Source organism: Nocardiopsis sp. iso_186, from assembly GCF_056173365.1.
In genome coordinates this window covers 1,436,139-1,453,631 of record NZ_CM149670.1, presented here as the reverse complement: position 1 = coordinate 1,453,631, position 17,493 = coordinate 1,436,139, and the positions used below count along the sequence as shown (strand labels likewise).

Below are 17,493 nucleotides of genomic sequence, written 5' to 3'. Positions count from 1 at the left end.
TCTCGTCCTCACGGTGAACGGGCGACCGGGGCGCACACCCGGCACTCGTCGGAGTGACCGCGCCTCAGCCCTGACTGATGTAGGCCTCTAGCTGTTCGCGGTGTTCCTCCAACTGCTTGATGTGGTTCTTGAGCACATCGCCGATGCTGACGATCCCGGCCAGGCCGCCGTCGGCGATGACGGGGACGTGGCGGACACGGCGCTCGGTCATGAGCACGGTGAGGGTGTCCACGGTGTCGTGCGGGGTGCAGATGACCACCACAGCGGTCATGATCTGGGCCACCGGCGCGGACAGCACCTCCGGGCCGCGTTCGGCGAGGCGGCGTACGACATCGCGCTCAGAGACGATGCCGGCGATCTCACCGCTGCGCTCCACCACCATCGCTCCGATGTTGTGCCTGGCCAGATCGGTGATGAGCGTTGCAACGGTCGTCTCGGGGGCCACCGTGACGACTGCGGCCCCCTTTTTCCGCAGAATTTCCGCGATACGCATGGCGGACACCTTTCTGTCGGTGTCCGACGGGCTACCCCCTCTCCTTCAGCAGTAACCCCGCTGCCATTCGTCGGATGGCAGCGGGGTCACTGGTACGGGGCGGAGAGCCTGGAGGAGCTGGGAGCAACGGCCGACCGGAAACGGAAATTCGCACCCGCTCAAGACGTCCGTCGCCCTTTCACGCTCAGCTCAGGGCGCTGTCGCGCTCCGCAGTCCGCGCTTCCCAGCACTGCACGTTGCGCAGTTCGGGGAGACGGTCCCGGGTGAAGACCGGGTCCAGTCCCTGCTTGCGCTGGTCGAGGTAGTCCTTGAGGAGCTTGTAGGCGACCGCGCCGAGCGGGATGATCGCGGCCAGGTTGACCAGGGCCATAAAGCCCATGGTGGTGTCGGCCAGCGTCCAGACCAGCTGGATGGAACCGATCGACCCCAGGAAGGTGGCCAGGAGGAACACCCACTTGTAGGCGGTCATCACCTTCTCGCTGGAGTTGAGGAAGCCGATGTTGGACTCGCCGTAGTAGTAGTTGCCCAGCACCGAGGTGAAGGCCAGCAGGAAGATGATGACGGTGAGCACGTGCACCGCCCAGCTGCCCAGGTTCGCGCCCAGCGCGTCCTGGGTCATGGTGGCCCCCAGGTCCTCGCCGTAGGTGGGGTTCGCGACCAGGATGATGAAAGCGGTGATGGAGCAGACGACGAGGGTGTCGAAGTAGACGCCGAGCGTCTGCACGAGCCCCTGCTTCACAGGGTGGCTGACCGAGGCGGTGGCACCGGCGTTGGGAGCGGAGCCCAGACCGGCTTCGTTGGAGAACATGCCGCGCCGCACTCCCTGGATGATGGCGGTCCCCAGTCCGGCCGCCGCGACCTCGCGGATACCGAACGCGTGGGTGACGATCAGTGCGATGACCCCGGGGATCTTCTCCACGTTCATGGCCACAACGGCGATACCGAGGAGCAGGTAGAGGCCGGCCATCAGCGGCACCAGGGTCTGGGCGACGTTGGCGATGCGCTTGACCCCGCCGAAGATGACGGCTGCGGTGAGCAGCACCAGCCCGACACCGATGGCCGCGGGCAGCCAGGGCAGGGCGTCGGTGTCGGCACCGAATTCACCGACCGAGCCGACCAACGTGGTGGAGATGGTGTTGGACTGCACCGCGTTGAACACGAACCCGAAGGTCACCGTGATGGTGATCGCGAAAAGCACCCCCATCCAGCGTCGCCCCAGGCCGTACTGCATGTAGTAGGCGGGACCACCGCGGAACCCGGTGCTGTGCGGGACCTTGTAGAGCTGGGCGAGCGTGGACTCGACGAAACTCGCCGCCCCCAGCACCATCGCCATGATCCACATCCACATCACCGCGCCGGGGCCGCCGACCGAGATCGCTGTGGCCACGCCGGCGACGTTACCGGTGCCCACTCGCCCGGCGGCCGAGATCGCGAACGCCTGGAACGAGGAGATGGACTGCTTCTTGCCACCCTCGTGTGAGGAGTCAGGGCCACTTTTCAGCGCGCGGAACATATCGGGGATCAACCGGAACTGCACCAGGCCCAGCCGAGCCGAGAAGTAGATACTCGAAACGGCCAGGATGACGATGAGCAGGGGCCAGAAGAGGCCGTCGTTGAAGGCACCGATGGCATCGGTCAGCTGTTGCATAGGCGGATCTGCTCCTCCGTGGCGGGACGGTTACGAAAACCGTTGGAACGACCCGCAGAGTCTCACCCGCCAAAGCGGCTATATGCGCGTTGACCCCGCCAATCAGGACAGATGTCATGGAACCGTTGCATCATTCGACATCGATGTCATAAAAAAGTTGTACTTCGTAACCAAGAGTGACGATTGGCTGGGCGTGCACTCAGCGCGTCCTCCCCTGTACGGTCGGCATCCGGCGCCCCGCGGAACCGGACGGCGCGCCCGATCAGCATCGAAGGACGCCGCCCCTCTTCTTGTTCTGCGTGAAAGGCGTCGGATCCTCCCCGGCCGCGAAAAGCGCGTCGGTCTCGATCCCCGGCTTCTCGGGTGCACGGGTCGAGTCGCACCGCGGACGGCCGGCGGACGAGGGGTCAGCTGCACCCGCTGGTGGAGCCGCAGCCCTCGCAGGCGTAGCAGCTCCCCGCCGGCAGCATCTTGGTGCCGCAGTTGACGCACAGCGGCGCGTCGGCGACGAACCCCTGCTTGAGCTCCATCAACTCGGTGGAGTCGTGCACCGTACGCGCGGGTACGTCTTTAGCCCCGGAGCCGGCCGGCGGAGCCGACTGGGCATAGGACTCCACCTGGGTGGCGACCTGGGACGCATCCTCCCCCGCCACCTGGGCTGCCCGTTCATCCGTGGAGAGGACGCCCAGGGCAGCACGTTGCTCATAGGAGAGGTGGTCCAGCGCCAAACGACGGAAGACGTAGTCGACCACGGACTGCGCCATACGGATCTCGGGGTCGTCGGTCATGCCGGCCGGTTCGAAGCGCATATTGGTGAACTTCTGAACGTAGGTCTCCAGGGGCACCCCGTACTGCAAGGCGATGGAGATCGCGATGGAGAAGGCGTCCATGACCCCGGCCAGGGTCGATCCCTGCTTGCCCAACTTCAGGAAGACCTCGCCGAGACCGTCGTCGGGGTAGGACCCGGCCGTGATGTAACCCTCGGCACCACCGAGACTGAACGACACCGTCTGGCTCGGACGCCTCTTGGGCAGCCTGCGACGGACCGGGCCCCGGGCACGGTCCTCCTCCGCCCTGGAGGACGGCCCCTGCTCCGTCTTCCCCTCGGCTCTGCCGACGGAGAGCGGTTGGCCGACCTTGCAGTTGTCCCGGTAGACGGCCAGGGCCTTCAGCCCGAGCTTCCAGCCCTGGAAGTAGAGGTGCTCGAAATCCTCGACAGTGGCGTCCTCGGGGACGTTGACGGTCTTGGACACCGCGCCGGAGAGGAACGGCTGGACAGCGGCCATCATGGTCACGTGCCCCATGGGTGCGATGGAACGCCTGCCCATCGCGCAGTCGAAGACCGGGTAGTGCTCCGCTTTGAGCCCGGGGGCGCCCACGACATGCCCTTGTTCGGCGATGTGGTTGACGATGGCCTCGACCTGGTCGTCCCGGTAGCCCAGGTTGCGCAGCGCGCGCGGCACCCCCTGGTTGACGATCTGCATGGAGCCGCCGCCCACGAGCTTCTTGAACTTCACCAGCGAGAAGTCCGGTTCGATGCCGGTGGTGTCGCAGTCCATCATGAAACCGATGGTCCCGGTGGGCGCGAGCAGACTGGCCTGGGCATTGCGCCAGCCACTGCGCTCTCCCGCTGCCAGGCACTCCCGCCAGGCACGGGTCGCCGCCCGATGGATGGGCCTCTCCAGCGCACCGACGGTGCGCAGGGCCTTGTTGGCCGCGACGTGCTTGCGCATGACGCGCTTGTGGGCGACGGCGTTGGAGCTGTAACCGTCGTAGGGGCCGACCGACTCGGCGAGCTCGGCGCTGCGACGGTAGGCGGTCGCGGTCATGAGCGAGGTGATCGAGGCTGCGACGGACCGGCCGCCGTCGGAGTCGTAGGCGTGGCCGGTCGCCATTAGCAGGGCGCCGAGGTTGGCGTAACCGACCCCCAACTGGCGAAAGGCCCGGGTGGTGGCGCCGATCTTCTCAGTGGGGAAATCGGCGAAGGCGATGGAGATGTCCATCGCGGTGACGACCAGCTCGACGAGTCGCTCGAACCGCTCGACGTCGAAGGCGCCGTCGCCCTTCAGCAGCTTCATCAGGTTGACCGAGGCCAGATTGCACGAGGAGTTGTCCAGGTGGACGTACTCCGAGCACGGGTTGCTCGCGCTGATCCGCCCGGCCGCGGGCGAAGTGTGCCAGTCGTTGATGGTGCCGTCGTACTGGATCCCCGGGTCGGCGCACTCCCAGGCGGCCCGAGCCATCGTGCGGAACAATCCCCCGGCGTCCACGGTCGCGACGACCTCTCCGGTCAGTCGGGAGGTGAGCCCGAAGTCCGAACCGGTCCCGACCGCACGCATGAAGGCGTCGGAGACGCGTACCGAGTTGTTGGCGTTCTGGTACTGGACGCTGATGAGGTCGGCACCGCCGAGGTTGACGTCGAACCCCGCGTCGCGCAGAGCGCGGATCTTGTGCTCCTCGTGCGCCTTCGCCCGCACGAACTCCTCGATATCGGGATGGTCCACGTCCAGCACGACCATCTTGGCCGCGCGACGTGTGGCCCCACCGGACTTGATCGTTCCTGCCGAGGCGTCGGCCCCGCGCATGAAGGAGACGGGGCCGGAAGCGGTTCCGCCGGAGGAGAGCAGTTCTCGACTGGAACGGATACGGGAGAGGTTGACCCCGGCGCCGGACCCGCCCTTGAAGATGACCCCCTCTTCCTTGTACCAGTCGAGGATCGACTCCATGGTGTCGTCAACGGCCAGAATGAAGCACGCCGAGACCTGCTGGGCGGAGCCGGTCCCGACGTTGAACCAGACCGGGGAGTTGAAACTGAACAGCTGGTGGACCAGGGCGTACTTGAGCTCGTGGTCGAAGATCTCGGCGTCCTCGTCGGTGGCGAAGTAGCCGTGGCTGCGCCCGGTCGCGGTATAGACACCGACCACCCGGTCCACGAGGTGCTTGAGGCTCCACTCGCGCTCGGGAGCACCGACGGTCCCGCGGAAGTACTTGGTGGTGACGATCTGGGCGGCGTTCATCGACCAGGCGGCCGGGAACTCCACGCCGCGCTGCTCGAAGTTGACCGTGCCGTCGCGCCAGTTGGTCATGACGACGTCGCGGCGCTCCCATTCGAGCTCTGCGTAGGGATGGACGTCGGGCGAGGTGAAGACCCTCCGTATCCGCAGCCCCGCACCGGAACGGTTTTCGCCCCTGTTGTTCTTGTCCTCCGTGTTCACCGTCCCGGTCATGGCACGCCCCCCTCAGCTCGGCCGCATCCGGTCGCCGCCGCTCGACAGGCCGCGTACCCGGTGGGACGCGACTCGTTGCGGCACCAACGGCTCTCCGGTCTGCCACTGGGTGCAGGAGCGGTCATTCCACTGACGCGACCCGGTCCGCTCGCAGGCCGGCGATCTCGTTCTCGAAATCTTCAAGGGACTCGAAGCTGCGGTAGACCGAGGCGAACCTCAGGTAGGCGACCTCGTCGAGCTCGCGCAGCGGCCCCAGGATGGACAGCCCGACCTCGTGGGCGGGCACTTCGGCCGCGCCTCGCCCGCGAACGGCCTCTTCCACGCGTTGACCGAGGATCGCGAGAGCGTCCTCGGTGACGGGACGCCCCTGGCAGGCCCTGCGCACACCGGCGATGATCTTGGTGCGCGAGAACGCCTCGGTGACCCCGGAGCGCTTGGCGACCATCAGGAGAACCGTCTCCTGGGTGGTGAAGCGGCGCTCACAGATCGGACAGGATCGGCGACGGCGGATAGCCGCCCCGTCCTCGGCCGAACGGCTGTCGATCACCCTGGTGTCAGGGTGCCGGCAGAACGGACAGTGCATGCCCGCTCGCCTCCCTTCGGCTTATTCGTCTTGTGGTCGTCGCACGACCGCACGCCGCCCCCCTTTCGGGCGATGCGGCGACTGTGTGCCGTGCACGACTGCCGGAGACCGTGCCCCCCGGACTCATTAGATACCCACTAAAGCACAAGCTATTGGGCAACTTGTGCAAAGCAAGTACTAGATGTTGTGGTCAAAACTTACGACTGGTGCCAGATCGACGCAAGTCGCCACAACCCGCGGGGAACGCGATCGACACACCGCCCACAATCAGGCACCACGACCGAGGCCCCGACATGGAGAAGCGGACCCCCAAAGCACGCAGCTTCGCGGGGCCCGCCTGGACCGTGTGCACCCTGGGGCGGACGCGGTCAGGAAACGGAGGGGAGCACGAGCTCCTGGCCGGGCTCCAGCGCGGAGCCGGAAAGACCGTTGAGGTCAACGATGTCCTGGACGGTGCGGCGCGGGTCCTCGAAAGGACGTACCCGTTGGGCGATGTCCCAAAGAGTGTCGCCTTCGCCGACGACGACCGTCGAGGACTCGGCGAGGCCGAAGAGGCTTTCGGTGGAGGCTCCGGCACTGGAGGCCCCCAGGGCGACAGCTGCGAGAACGGTGAAGGCGAAAGCGGTGGCCGCCACCGAACCGGCCGCGGAGACCAGCACCAGACGGCCTCGGCGGGTCAGCCGCGGGGAGCCGGAAGGACGCGGTGCGGAGCGAGCCGCTTTTCTTCGCGGAGGTGGTGTAAACGACCCGAGGTCGGGAAGATTAGAGAAAACCGGGGGGGCCGCGATCGCGGTAGCGCCGCTCTCACCGTTCACAAACTCTCCTCGCCATTCCGGAATCACCCGGGACCAGTCACATGCGTCCGGGCCGGGCTGATCCTGTACCGCATGTGCACCGTGCACGCACCGGGGGGAGCGGGCGGGTGCCCCTGACCTGCCGACGAGCACGGCATGACCAGGGCGGGGGACGGACGGTAGGACGGGTCCGGACATGACCTTTCCCTTCGAACATCTGTTCGCTGGAACCGATATTCGAGTACTACCGCATCCGAGGGATTTTTTCAGCACCATCTCGAACGTTTGTTTGATATTGCCTTGAGCAGAGACTAACGTTGGACATGTTTCGCCGCTGTATACCGATGATGAGCGCTTGTCACACCATCGCGATACACCTTGTGAAACAGCACCGACGCAAGCACCGAAAGCCCCACACCGAGAACACCGACCGCCGAGGAGGCCGGACGTGCCGGAGGAGAACAACGGAACGCAGGAACCTCACGTGAGAGGGAAGGCCGTTTCCGCACTCCGGTCCGCCCAAACGGGAAGCGACACCATGCGGGCCCCCGTGAAGGAACCGGCCGAGGCACCGAAACTTACCGCTCGCCAGCAGAGTGTTCTGAACGTCATTCACCGCTACGTGCGACAACGCGGTTACCCGCCGTCCATCCGAGAGATCGGTGATGCAGTGGGACTGTCCAGCCCCTCCAGTGTCGCGCACCAACTGAAGGTGTTGCAACGCAAGGGCTACCTTCATCGCGATCAAAATCGCCCACGGGCGGTCGAAATTCGCATTCCCGGCCAGCCGCCAGTCCGTTCGTGGGACGAACTCGACCACGAACGGGACACAACTGAGACCCGGGCGACCAATGTCCCGGTCGTCGGACGTATCGCCGCGGGCGGGCCGATCCTGGCCGAGGAAGCGGTCGAGGACATCCTGACCCTGCCCCGGCAACTCGTCGGCGAGGGCAAGCTCTTCATGCTGACCGTGGTCGGCGATTCGATGATCGACGCCGCCATTACCGATGGTGACCTGGTCGTTGTCCGCCAACAACCGGAAGCGAGCAACGGCGACATCGTTGCCGCTCTACTTGGCGACGAGGCCACGGTGAAGACGTTCAAACGCGACGACGACCACATCTGGCTCCTTCCCCGCAACGACGACTACGAGCCGATCAACGGCGACGAGGCCACCATCCTCGGCAAGGTCGTCGCGGTCTTGCGCAAGGTGTAACGACTTCGCCTCGGTTTAGCACGGGCCCGTGATCAATCCGATCGCGGGCCCGTTTCTGCTTCGCTGCGCGACCGGGTGCCAGTCCCCGCCATAGCTCCCAATACGGTAGGAACATGCCCTCTGCCCCCCGCCCGCCGTTCGCTCGCGCACTCGGTTCCTTTGCCGTGTGCGGCTCTCTCGTCCTGACCGCGGCATGCACATCGCCCCCGGACACCGTTGGATCGGACGAGCACGAGATCGCAGCGACCGAACGCGAGGTCGAGTTCAGCAGCGGCCCGGACACGCTGTTCGGGACGTTCGCTGTTCCTGATGACACCACCGGCCCCGTCCCTGCGGCTCTCATCATCTCCGGCAGCGGCCCCACCGACCGCGACGGCAACAACCCGGGACGGCCGGACGCCGATACCAATCGCAACTTCGCGGCGGCGCTGGCCGATGCCGGAGTGGCCTCGCTTCGCTACGACAAGCTGGGTTCCGGTACGACCGGCATGGCCAGCCGTACCGAAGGCGCCCAGGTCAACCTGGGCGTCTTCGACCAAGAGGTCACGGACGCCTACGCCGAGCTGACTGCGCAACCCGAGGTCAACCCGGAGCGACTGATCGTGCTCGGTCACAGCGAGGGCAGCCTGTTCGCCCTGCGGGCCCCGGAACTGACCGAGCCCGCCCCCGCCGCGCTGATCCTGGCCGCTCCGGTAGGAGCGCGCTATCTCGACGTCATGGACCGGCAACTGACCGAACAGCTTCGACTGGCCGAGAGCCAGGGCATGGCGGGCACCGACGTGGACCAGATGCTGAGCGATACCCGGTACGCCATCGCGCGCGTCCGTGCAGGCGAGGAGGTCAACCTCGACCGGGGCACGGCGCTGGACTCGATCTTCTACCCCGGTGTCGAGCCGTTCCTCCAGGAGATCGACCGGTTGGACCCGACAGAACTGGCCGCCGCCCTCCCCTCCTCGACCCCGACGCTGGTGCTGTGGGGGACCGCCGACAGCCAGGTCGAAGGCTCGGAGGTGGACCGTCTGACGGAGGCTCTCACCAACGTCGAGCGGGTCAACATTCCCGCCACCGACCACATCTTCCGCGAGTACGGCACCGAACCGGGCGACCCTGTCCTGGACTCCCACCGGACCTTCGCCCCCGAGGTCGGCGAGGCGATCGAGGGCTTTCTCGCCCGTCATTCCCGCCCTTAGCGCGTCCTCCTGCCGACCAGGCAGCGGCCCCGGACAAGGCGGTGCCCCGGCGCATCGACAAGGTCGGAGCACCGGGGCACGATTCGTCCCTCACCGCCGGAGCCGTCGGCTCAGCGGTAGTCGCCCTCCTCGATGGCCGTCATCGCGGCACGGGCGAGTTCGTCGGCTGAAGCGACGGCGTCGGCCTCGGGAATGGAGTCCTCGGCGCTGGTGAAGGAGTCATAGCAGGTGGCCAGCGAGACATTGCTGACGTAGGCCGCCACGCATCCCAGCTTTTTATCGGTGTCGTACCAGCTGACAGCCCCATCGCCCAGCCCCGGGACGTCAGTGGTGGGATAGTCCTCGGCGTAAAGGGCCAAGTCGTCCGCTGCCCACTGGTCTGCACTGGTCAAGCCCTCGTCGTCGTTGCGCATGACCATCGCCCACACGTAGCCGGAACGCTCGAAGCTGCTGGGGCTGGTCTGCCACACGCAGGTGCGCCCCTCCCACCAGTCCTCTCCCTCTGTGTCGCTGGCCTCGTCCGTCTGGTTCTGGAGGTCGGGGACGATCTCCTCCAGTTGCGGCCCCTCGAAGACCTCGCACCCGGGAAGCTGACTGAAATAGGTCGCTTCAGGGGTGCCTGTGCCGGAATCGGACGGCCCCGAGGAGGAGTCGCTGGCGGACAGTCCGACCACGACCACCACGACGAGTCCGATCACCAGCAGCAGGACAACGACCGCCCCGATGATCCCTCCGATCAGACAGCCGTTGCTCTTGGCGGGAGGCGGCGGCTGGAACCCTCCGCCATAACCGGGCTGACCGCCGTACGGCATCTGGCCGTAGGGCTGCTGGGGATGACCGTATGCTCCACCGGGACCGGGGGAGCCGGGCGGCGGATAACCACCGGACCCGTACGACTGCTCTCCGTAGGGCTGCTGGGGATGACCGTAGGCCCCGCCGGGACCGGGGGAGCCGGGCGGCGGATAACCACCGGACCCGTACGACTGTTCCCCGTAGGGCTGCTGGGGATGACCGTAGGCCCCGCCGGGGCCTTCAGGGGGGCCTCCTCCCTCCCCGTGGGGCTGCTGTTCATACGGTTGCTGGGGACCACTGGGAGGCTGAGCCATGAGACGTCCTCACTGGCAGATGGATTGGGTGACAGGGGATGGGCGCGCTGCGCGCGGCTGTCCGGGGAAGAATGCGGCCGACGGGTGGGGATCAGTCTTACTGCACGGAAGTGACGATCTCCCTCGCCAGGTTCACCGCCCCTTTGATCGCCTCGTCCTGGCCGATGTCCTTGCTCGCCGCGAAATCCTTGCTGGCTTCGTAACAAGCAGTGACCACGAGGTTGGAGATCCGACTGGCAGCGCAACCGTGCCGGCTGCGGTCGTCGTACCACCGGATCGCCTCATCGCCGAGGTCGTCGAGATCGGTGTAGACGATGCCTCCGGGGGCGCGCTCCAGGTCGTCCTTCGCCGCGGTCTCCCCGCCGATACCCATGCGGTTCCCGCTGCGGATGAACGAGACGCTGGCGCTGGCAGGCATCCCCGCCGAGGTCTCGGTGGTGGTCCATCGGCACTGGTTGCCGTCCCACCAGGCCTGTCCCCGGGTGTCGATAGGGCCGTCGAGGTCGAGGTCGGGGTCGTTGACGAGCTGCGCCAGGGAGTCTCCCTCCGCTTGCACGCAGCCAGGAGCCGCCTCGTACCGACCTCCCGGCCCGCTCAGCCAAACGTAGACGCCGATGCCCGTTCCCCCGAGGAGCAGGATGACAGTGACCGCACTGATCAGGACGATGGCCGCGCAACCGCGGCGGCTCTTCGGGGCCGCCTCGACCGAAGCGGGAACATCGGATGACGCATCCGGCTGACCGGGTTGCGTCGGAGAGCTCCCCTGCACGGGGGCAGGGGACCCCCCGTGGGGCGGCTGGACCATGTGGATCGGTTCCTTCCTCGTCACGGCCGTGGTTGTCCGAACGGCCCGTGCACAGGTCAACGCTACTATCAGCGCCTTCCGACTCCCCACAAAAAGGGCACCGGTTACCGGATCGACACAGGCCGCTCGGTGGATGAGAACAACGCTGCCGCTCTTCGGTTCCCTAAAGGGAGGACGCCAGTTGTTCGGCCAGGTTGACAACGGTGTCCCGGGCGTCTGTGTAGGGAAGGGGTGCGTCGTTGTCCGACCTGGTTCCGCTGTACCAGACCCGGACCACCAGGTTCTTGTCCCGGAAGACGGTCTGCGCCGACCCCGGGATGGCCGAATCCGGCCACACGAGAACTCCGTCGCCGAGCGAGTTGACAGATTCGGTCCCGTCCGCACCACTGGCATCGGTCAGTCGTTCGAGCCTGGTTGTGGCCAGCTCCTCACCGGTGGTCTCCGCTGCACTATCGGTGAAGTACACGGAGAAGGCAAGGGTGAGGGCTCGCGCAGGGCCCTCGGTCGCTGACCAGGCACACGTGGTGATGGTTCCGTCGGACAGCGGCCCCTCGTCCGCAGCGTCGAGGACTGCCGAGGGCACGGCGGCCTCGATGACGTCCTGGGGAAGTGCGGCGTTACAGGCGGGCGCCGTTGCATGGTCGTCGGCCCCGGCCGGTCCGGCCGGGGTTCGCTCCCCCACCATCAGGCCACCGGTGATGGCCAGCGCGACCACCACCACGAGGCCGACAACGGCTCCCGCCAAGCGCAGCAGGACATTGCGCCGACTCGCTTGGGTCATCTGCCCGCCCCGTTCGTTGCGCAGCTGCCGTTCCTTCTGGTGGATGAACGCGCGGGCGGGCCCACCGGGCCCGCCCGCGCCGAAGATACCGTGCCCGGTCTAGGCGACCACGATGTTCACCAGTTTGGGCTGACGGACGACGACCTTGCGGATCTGACGGTCGCCGATGGAGTTTTTGACCTTTTCCGAGGCCAGCGCCAACCGCTCCAACTCTTCGGCGGAGATGTCGGGGGCGACCTCGATCTTGTCGCGGAGCTTGCTGGCGACCTGGACGACACAGGTGACGGATTCCTGGACCAGCAGGGCGGGATCAGGACTACGCCAGTTGCCCACGGTCACCGAGCCGACGTGGCCGAGCAGTTCCCAGCCTTCTTCGGCCACGTAGGGGGCGAACAGCGCCAGGGTGATGGCGATGGTCTCGGCGGCCTCGCGCACCGCAGGGTCGGCCGCGAGGCCGGCCTCGATGGCCTTGCGCGCAGCGGTGACCAGTTCCATGGTGCGTGCGATGGCGACGTTGAAGCGCTGGGCCTCGACCGCCTCCGTGATCTTGGCCAACGCCTGGTGCGTGGCCTTGCGCAGCTCCAGGTCTCCCGTAACGGGGTCCAGACCTGGAGCGGAAGCCGCACCGGCCTGAGCCATGACGCGGTAGGCACGGTTGAGGAACTTCAGGGACGCGGCCGGGGAGACATCGGCCCAGTCGATGTCCTCCTCGGGCGGCCCGGCGAAGATGACGGTGAGGCGTACCGCGTCCACCCCGAAACGGTCGATCTCCTTGCCGAGATCGACCCCGTTGCCCAGAGACTTGGACATGGCCCGGCCCTCGTTGATCACCTGGCCCTGGTTGAGCAGCCGGGTGAAGGGCTCGGTGAAGGAGATCATGCCCATGTCGTACAGCACCTTGGTGAAGAAGCGCGCGTACAGCAGGTGCAGGATCGCGTGCTCCTTTCCGCCGATGTACTGGTCCACCGGCCCCCACTCGGCGACCTTCTCGGGATCGAAGGGCGCGGTGTCGAAGTCCGGGGAGCAGTAGCGCAGGAAGTACCACGAGGAGTTGACGAAGGTGTCCATGGTGTCGGTGTCGCGCTTGGCTGCGCCACCGCACTCCGGGCAGTTGACGTTGACCCAGTCGCTGGCCGCGGCCAGCGGGGAGACCCCCTTGGGGGCGAGGTCGGCGCCGCGGAGGTTGTCGGGCAACCGCACCGGCAGCTGGTCATCGGGGACGGGGACCTCACCGCACGCGGGGCAGTGGATGATCGGGATCGGGGTGCCCCAGAACCGCTGGCGCGACAACAGCCAGTCGCGCAATCGGTAGTTGATGGTGCCCGAACCGGTGCCGCGCTGGGCCAGGACCTCGATGATCTGCGGGATGGCGTCGGTCTTGGTCATGCCGTCCAGCGGGCCGGAGTTGACCAGGGTGCCCTCGCCGGCGGTGGCGGTCCCCGTCTCGGCGGGGTCGGCCTCACCCGTCTCGACGACGACGCGCACGGGCAGGTCGAAGGTGCGTGCGAAGTCGAGGTCGCGCTGATCGTGCGCGGGTACCGCCATGATCGCGCCGTGCCCGTAGTCGGCCAGCACGTAGTCCGCGGCCCATACCGGGATGCGCTCGCCGTTGACCGGGTTGATGGCGTACCGGCCCAGGAAGACGCCGGTCTTCTCACGGTCGGTGGACTGGCGCTCGATGTCGGACAGCTTGCCGACCTTGGCGCGGTACTCCTCGAACACGGTGCGCTGCTCGGCCGCGCACAGTTCGTCGGCCAGCGGAGCGTCTGCGGCCACCACGAAGAAGGTCGCACCGTAAAGAGTGTCGGGACGAGTGGTGAAGACGGTGACCGGCTCTTCGCGCCCCTCGATCGCGAAGTTGACGTCAGCGCCCTGGGAGCGGCCGATCCAGTTGCGCTGCATGGTCAGCACGTCATCGGCCCAGCCGCCGCGCAACTGCTCCATGTCGTCCAGCAGACGCTGGGCGTAGTCGGTGATCTTGTAGTACCACTGGTTCAGTGCGCGACGCTCGACCTCGGTGTGGCAGCGCTCGCACCGCCCCTGGACGACCTGCTCGTTGGCCAGTACGGTCTGGTCCTTGGGGCACCAGTTGACCAAGCCGTCCTTGCGGTAGGCAAGGCCCTTGCGGAAGAAACGGACGAACATCCACTGGTTCCAGCGGTAGTACTCCGGATCGCTGGTGTGCAACCGACGCGACCAGTCCAGCGCGATGCCGTAGCGCTTGAACGACTCCGCCTGGGTCTCGATGTTGGCGTAGGTCCACTCGGCGGGGTGGGTGTCGTGTTTGATCGCGGCGTTCTCGGCGGGCAGACCGAAGGAGTCCCAGCCGATCGGGTGAAGGACGTTCTCCCCGAGCTGGAAACGGTAGCGCGCGATCACGTCACCGATCGCGAACGCCTCGGCGTGCCCCATGTGGAGGTCGCCCGAGGGATAGGGGAACATGTCCACGATGAAGCTGCGCGGACGGTCGTCGGCCGGGTCCTCGCTGGCCGCGAAGGGGTTCTCCTTGGCCCAGCGGGCCTGCCACTTGTCCTGGAGCACGCGGGCGTCGTAGGAGTCGCTCACCGCTTGCTCGCCGCTAACCGCTGTCATTGTTGGAAGTGTCCTCTACCGGGTTCATCCTGGGGGCAGACGGGCTTGCGCACCGGGCGGACCATGTGCGCGCCACCGTGGATCGGGCGCACCGGAAACGTACCGCCGGCCGGGTGTCTGAACCTCAAGGTTAGCGCGCCACCACCGGAGCCGTTGACGGAGCGGCGAGAGCGCCGACAGTGCGGCGAACAGGTACCCCCGAAACCAAGATGACCTGCACCGACCCCTCAGGCAGGCCATGCGCACGCGCAGAACGCAGGTCACGGACGGACCGTCGGCCTTCAGTGGCTGTCGGCCCCTCGGGGACGGGCAGCTGGTGGCACACGGGGCTCAGCACCCTTCGACCAAAAAGTGCGGAGCGGGCAACACGGTCGGCCCCCGTTGACGCGGGACCGGTCAGCGCGTTTCGCCCCCTCCTCGCGGGCAACCCGCTTGACCAAGAAGAGAGAGCCTGCAAACTTTGCACTTTTTTGCGACCTTCACCATACTGTGCGAGTTTTTACTCGCCGAAAGCGCGGTGATATTGCGCAAAAGAGTAAGATTTTTCCGAAGAATCGCTGCGCCGCCGCCTGAACGCCCAGCGGCCCGCGCGGAACTCGCGAACAGTTGCGCGCCATTCGACATCAACCGAGCAGCCCTACCCGATCTGGGCGTTCTCCCCGGACGTGCGCGACGAACATGCCGACCGCCATACGGCGGAGGCGACCACCCGGTGTTTCGGTACGCGGGTGGGCCAACTGCACGGCAACCGCCCCGCCGCCCACCGGTGCAAGAATGCACAACGCGTGGCCGCCCCCCGGTCTCCCCGACACCCGCGTGTCCAGCACACCGTTACCGCAGGTCGGGATCAGACTTGACAGCACGCCGCCGGACGCGCCGGCGTTCCGGCGTCCCACAGCCTTTGGAGACACACAGCTCATGACCGTCCCCGAACGTTTCAGCGGGCTCGCCCGCCTCGCAGCCGTCACCGCCATCGGTCTGACCCTCGGCGCCGGGCTCACCGCCTGCTCCGGCGAGGAGCCCCAGGCCGACGTGGCAGCCGATCGAAGCCCTGCCCCGGTCCTCGGCGAGAACGACGACCGCATCCAGCTGACCGAAGGCATCCCCTACACGCTGCGGACGTCGGGTTCGGAGACCATCGCACTGGAGATCACCGGGCACAGCGACGGCCCGGAGAGCAATGTGGACATCACGGTGGCGCCCGAAGGCGGCGAGAGCGCCGAGCACACGCTGGGCCACGGTGACGAACTGGAACTGGGCGGCGAGACCTGGCGCGTCTCCGAACTGGGTTTCAGCGACTCGATGCCCGGTTCCACAACGCTCACCAGGAAGAACTGAGTCGCCTCGGCGCCCCGCCCTTCTCCCAGAAGTTACCGTGCGGTAGAACAGTGATCGACAACACTCTTAGGAGGGGACTCGATGCTCAACCTTTCGGTACTGCTGGAGGACGGGGCCCGGAACCAGCCTGAGCGCGACGCCGTGGTCTTCGGTGACCTCCGGTTGAACTACACGCTGGTGGACATGCTCGCCAACCAGGTGGCCAATCTCCTGGTCGCCAAGGGGATCGGGCGTGGGGACCGGGTGGCGATCGCGTGTCCGAACCTGCCCTATTTCCCGTTCGTCTACTTCGGCGCGCTGAAGGCAGGCGCGGTCGTGGTCCCGCTGAACGTCCTGTTGACCCCTCGTGAGATCGAATACCACCTGCGCGACTCCGGCGCGAAGGCGCTGTTCGCCTTCACCGGAACAGCCGAGCTCCCTCTGGGCGAGCGGGCGTGGAAGGCGTTCACCGCGGTCGAGGAGTGCGCGGTCTACATCGACCTGCCCCCGGTGGCCGGGGCGACGGAGTCCGCGATCGAGGGTGCGCAGACCTTCTGGGCCGCGCTGGAAGGACAGCCCGGCACCTTCGACACGGTTCGCACCGAGGCGGACGACACCGCGGTGATCATCTACACCAGCGGAACGACCGGTCAGCCCAAGGGCGCGCAGTTGTCGCACAACAACCTGCTGTTCAACGCGGTCGCCTGTGACGGCCTGTTCGGGCGGTCCCCCACCGACCACGACGTCTTCCTGGCGGTCCTTCCCCTGTTCCACATCTTCGGACAGACCACGATGATGAACCTGGGGTTCTACCGGCACGGCACGATCGTGCTCCAGGCGCGTTTCGAGGGCGACGAGACACTGACGCTGATGGAGCGCGAAGGCGTGACGATCTTCGCCGGTGTCCCGACGATGTACTGGGGGCTGCTGAACGCCAAGGGCGAGCACGATCTCGACGCGATCACCTCCGCCCTCACCACCGCCGTCTCGGGCGGTTCCCCGTTGCCCGCGGAGGTCACCAAACAGATCAAGGAGAAGTTCGGGGTGGACATCCTGGAGGGCTACGGCCTTTCCGAGACCTCCCCCGTGGTCTCCTTCAACAATCCACGGAAGCTGTCCAGGACCGGGTCCATCGGTGTGCCGATCTGGGGAGTGGAGATGATGCTCGTCGACGAGGACTTCGCCGCCGTCGAGGGGGTCGGGACGGGCGAGATCGCGGTGCGCGGCCACTGCGTCATGAAGGGCTACCACGAACGCCCCGATATCAACGAGCAGGTCATCCGCAACGGCTGGTTCCGTACCGGTGACATCGCACGTCGCGACGAGGACGGTTTCTACTTCATCATCGACCGTTCCAAAGACATGATCATCCGCGGCGGCTACAACGTCTACCCGCGTGAGCTGGAAGAGGTGCTGATGACGCACCCCGGGGTGAGCCTGTGCGCGGTCGTGGGCGTGGCCCACGAGACCCACGGCGAGGAGATCAAGGCCTACGTGATCCGGGCGGATGGTTCTCAGACCACCGAGCAGGAACTGATCGACTGGTCCAAGGAGGAACTGGCCGCCTACAAGTACCCGCGGATCGTGGAATTCCTGGATGCGCTCCCGATGACCGCGACCGGCAAGATCCTCAAACGCGAGCTCCGCTAGGGAAGCGGGCGCAGGGGCCGAACAGCTGTCCCGTGTTTGCTGTCACCCTTCCCGGGCAGTTCGTTACCGACGGTCACGACCTAGTGCGGAG

General features: G+C 66.6%; 13 protein-coding genes. 4 read left to right on the top strand and 9 right to left on the bottom strand.

Going from position 1 to position 17,493, the window contains the following annotated elements; genetic code table 11:
• Positions 1–64 precede the first annotated feature (64 nt).
• The 5 genes from AC0VYP_RS06575 to AC0VYP_RS06555 all read right to left on the bottom strand — a co-directional run bounded on the left by AC0VYP_RS06575 (position 65) and on the right by AC0VYP_RS06555 (position 6,610).
• Positions 65–493, bottom strand: a complete 429-nt coding sequence (locus AC0VYP_RS06575) for a CBS domain-containing protein (RefSeq protein ID WP_285759374.1) — start codon at positions 491–493, stop codon at positions 65–67.
• Positions 494–677: 184 nt separating this feature from the next.
• On the bottom strand, positions 678–2,141 hold the full coding sequence (locus AC0VYP_RS06570; RefSeq protein ID WP_285759372.1) for an alanine/glycine:cation symporter family protein: 1,464 nt from the start codon (positions 2,139–2,141) through the stop codon (positions 678–680).
• A 407-nt stretch (positions 2,142–2,548) separates the two neighbouring features.
• The gene (locus AC0VYP_RS06565; RefSeq protein WP_475473022.1) at positions 2,549–5,368 is read right to left on the bottom strand and encodes a vitamin B12-dependent ribonucleotide reductase; all 2,820 of its coding nucleotides are present in this window, start codon (positions 5,366–5,368) and stop codon (positions 2,549–2,551) included.
• 121 nt (positions 5,369–5,489) lie between these two features.
• Positions 5,490–5,951, bottom strand: coding sequence for a transcriptional regulator NrdR (gene nrdR, locus AC0VYP_RS06560; protein ID WP_285759370.1), 462 nt, complete (start codon positions 5,949–5,951; stop codon positions 5,490–5,492).
• A gap of 368 nt (positions 5,952–6,319) precedes the next feature.
• Positions 6,320–6,610: a LysM peptidoglycan-binding domain-containing protein gene (locus AC0VYP_RS06555; protein ID WP_285759368.1), complete on the bottom strand. Its 291-nt coding sequence runs from the start codon at positions 6,608–6,610 to the stop codon at positions 6,320–6,322.
• Positions 6,611–7,193: 583 nt separating this feature from the next.
• Between AC0VYP_RS06555 and lexA the strand changes: the two genes are divergently transcribed.
• Both lexA and AC0VYP_RS06545 read left to right on the top strand, forming a co-directional pair.
• Positions 7,194–7,961 (top strand): transcriptional repressor LexA, encoded by a 768-nt coding sequence (gene lexA / locus AC0VYP_RS06550; RefSeq protein ID WP_285759366.1) that lies wholly within the window; start codon positions 7,194–7,196, stop codon positions 7,959–7,961.
• A 113-nt stretch (positions 7,962–8,074) separates the two neighbouring features.
• The gene (locus tag AC0VYP_RS06545; RefSeq protein WP_475473019.1) at positions 8,075–9,151 is read left to right on the top strand and encodes an alpha/beta hydrolase family protein; all 1,077 of its coding nucleotides are present in this window, start codon (positions 8,075–8,077) and stop codon (positions 9,149–9,151) included.
• Between the two features lie 110 nt (positions 9,152–9,261).
• Here the strand turns inward: AC0VYP_RS06545 and AC0VYP_RS06540 are convergent, their stop codons facing one another.
• The 4 genes from AC0VYP_RS06540 to leuS all read right to left on the bottom strand — a co-directional run bounded on the left by AC0VYP_RS06540 (position 9,262) and on the right by leuS (position 14,435).
• On the bottom strand, positions 9,262–10,257 hold the full coding sequence (locus tag AC0VYP_RS06540) for a hypothetical protein (protein WP_285759362.1): 996 nt from the start codon (positions 10,255–10,257) through the stop codon (positions 9,262–9,264).
• 97 nt (positions 10,258–10,354) lie between these two features.
• Entirely contained in the window at positions 10,355–11,062 is a 708-nt protein-coding gene (locus tag AC0VYP_RS06535) for a hypothetical protein (RefSeq protein WP_285759360.1), read from the bottom strand.
• Positions 11,063–11,225: 163 nt separating this feature from the next.
• Positions 11,226–11,843, bottom strand: coding sequence for a hypothetical protein (locus tag AC0VYP_RS06530; RefSeq protein ID WP_475473017.1), 618 nt, complete (start codon positions 11,841–11,843; stop codon positions 11,226–11,228).
• A gap of 99 nt (positions 11,844–11,942) precedes the next feature.
• On the bottom strand, positions 11,943–14,435 hold the full coding sequence (gene leuS / locus AC0VYP_RS06525) for a leucine--tRNA ligase (protein ID WP_475473015.1): 2,493 nt from the start codon (positions 14,433–14,435) through the stop codon (positions 11,943–11,945).
• A 918-nt stretch (positions 14,436–15,353) separates the two neighbouring features.
• On the opposite strand from leuS, the gene AC0VYP_RS06520 reads away from it, so the two are divergent.
• On the top strand, positions 15,354–15,773 hold the full coding sequence (locus AC0VYP_RS06520; RefSeq protein ID WP_285759356.1) for a DUF6406 domain-containing protein: 420 nt from the start codon (positions 15,354–15,356) through the stop codon (positions 15,771–15,773).
• Positions 15,774–15,854: 81 nt separating this feature from the next.
• Positions 15,855–17,402, top strand: coding sequence for a long-chain-fatty-acid--CoA ligase (locus AC0VYP_RS06515; RefSeq protein ID WP_285759355.1), 1,548 nt, complete (start codon positions 15,855–15,857; stop codon positions 17,400–17,402).
• The last annotated feature ends 91 nt before the right edge of the window (positions 17,403–17,493 follow it).

Coding starts and splice junctions, on each gene's coding strand:
- AC0VYP_RS06575 (WP_285759374.1), bottom strand. CDS start 493: ATGCGTATCGCGGAAATTCTGCGGAAAAAGGGGGCCGCAGTCGTCACG.
- AC0VYP_RS06570 (WP_285759372.1), bottom strand. CDS start 2,141: ATGCAACAGCTGACCGATGCCATCGGTGCCTTCAACGACGGCCTCTTC.
- AC0VYP_RS06565 (WP_475473022.1), bottom strand. CDS start 5,368: ATGACCGGGACGGTGAACACGGAGGACAAGAACAACAGGGGCGAAAAC.
- nrdR (WP_285759370.1), bottom strand. CDS start 5,951: ATGCACTGTCCGTTCTGCCGGCACCCTGACACCAGGGTGATCGACAGC.
- AC0VYP_RS06545 (WP_475473019.1), top strand. CDS start 8,075: ATGCCCTCTGCCCCCCGCCCGCCGTTCGCTCGCGCACTCGGTTCCTTT.
- AC0VYP_RS06540 (WP_285759362.1), bottom strand. CDS start 10,257: ATGGCTCAGCCTCCCAGTGGTCCCCAGCAACCGTATGAACAGCAGCCC.
- AC0VYP_RS06535 (WP_285759360.1), bottom strand. CDS start 11,062: ATGGTCCAGCCGCCCCACGGGGGGTCCCCTGCCCCCGTGCAGGGGAGC.
- AC0VYP_RS06530 (WP_475473017.1), bottom strand. CDS start 11,843: ATGACCCAAGCGAGTCGGCGCAATGTCCTGCTGCGCTTGGCGGGAGCC.
- leuS (WP_475473015.1), bottom strand. CDS start 14,435: ATGACAGCGGTTAGCGGCGAGCAAGCGGTGAGCGACTCCTACGACGCC.
- AC0VYP_RS06520 (WP_285759356.1), top strand. CDS start 15,354: ATGACCGTCCCCGAACGTTTCAGCGGGCTCGCCCGCCTCGCAGCCGTC.
- AC0VYP_RS06515 (WP_285759355.1), top strand. CDS start 15,855: ATGCTCAACCTTTCGGTACTGCTGGAGGACGGGGCCCGGAACCAGCCT.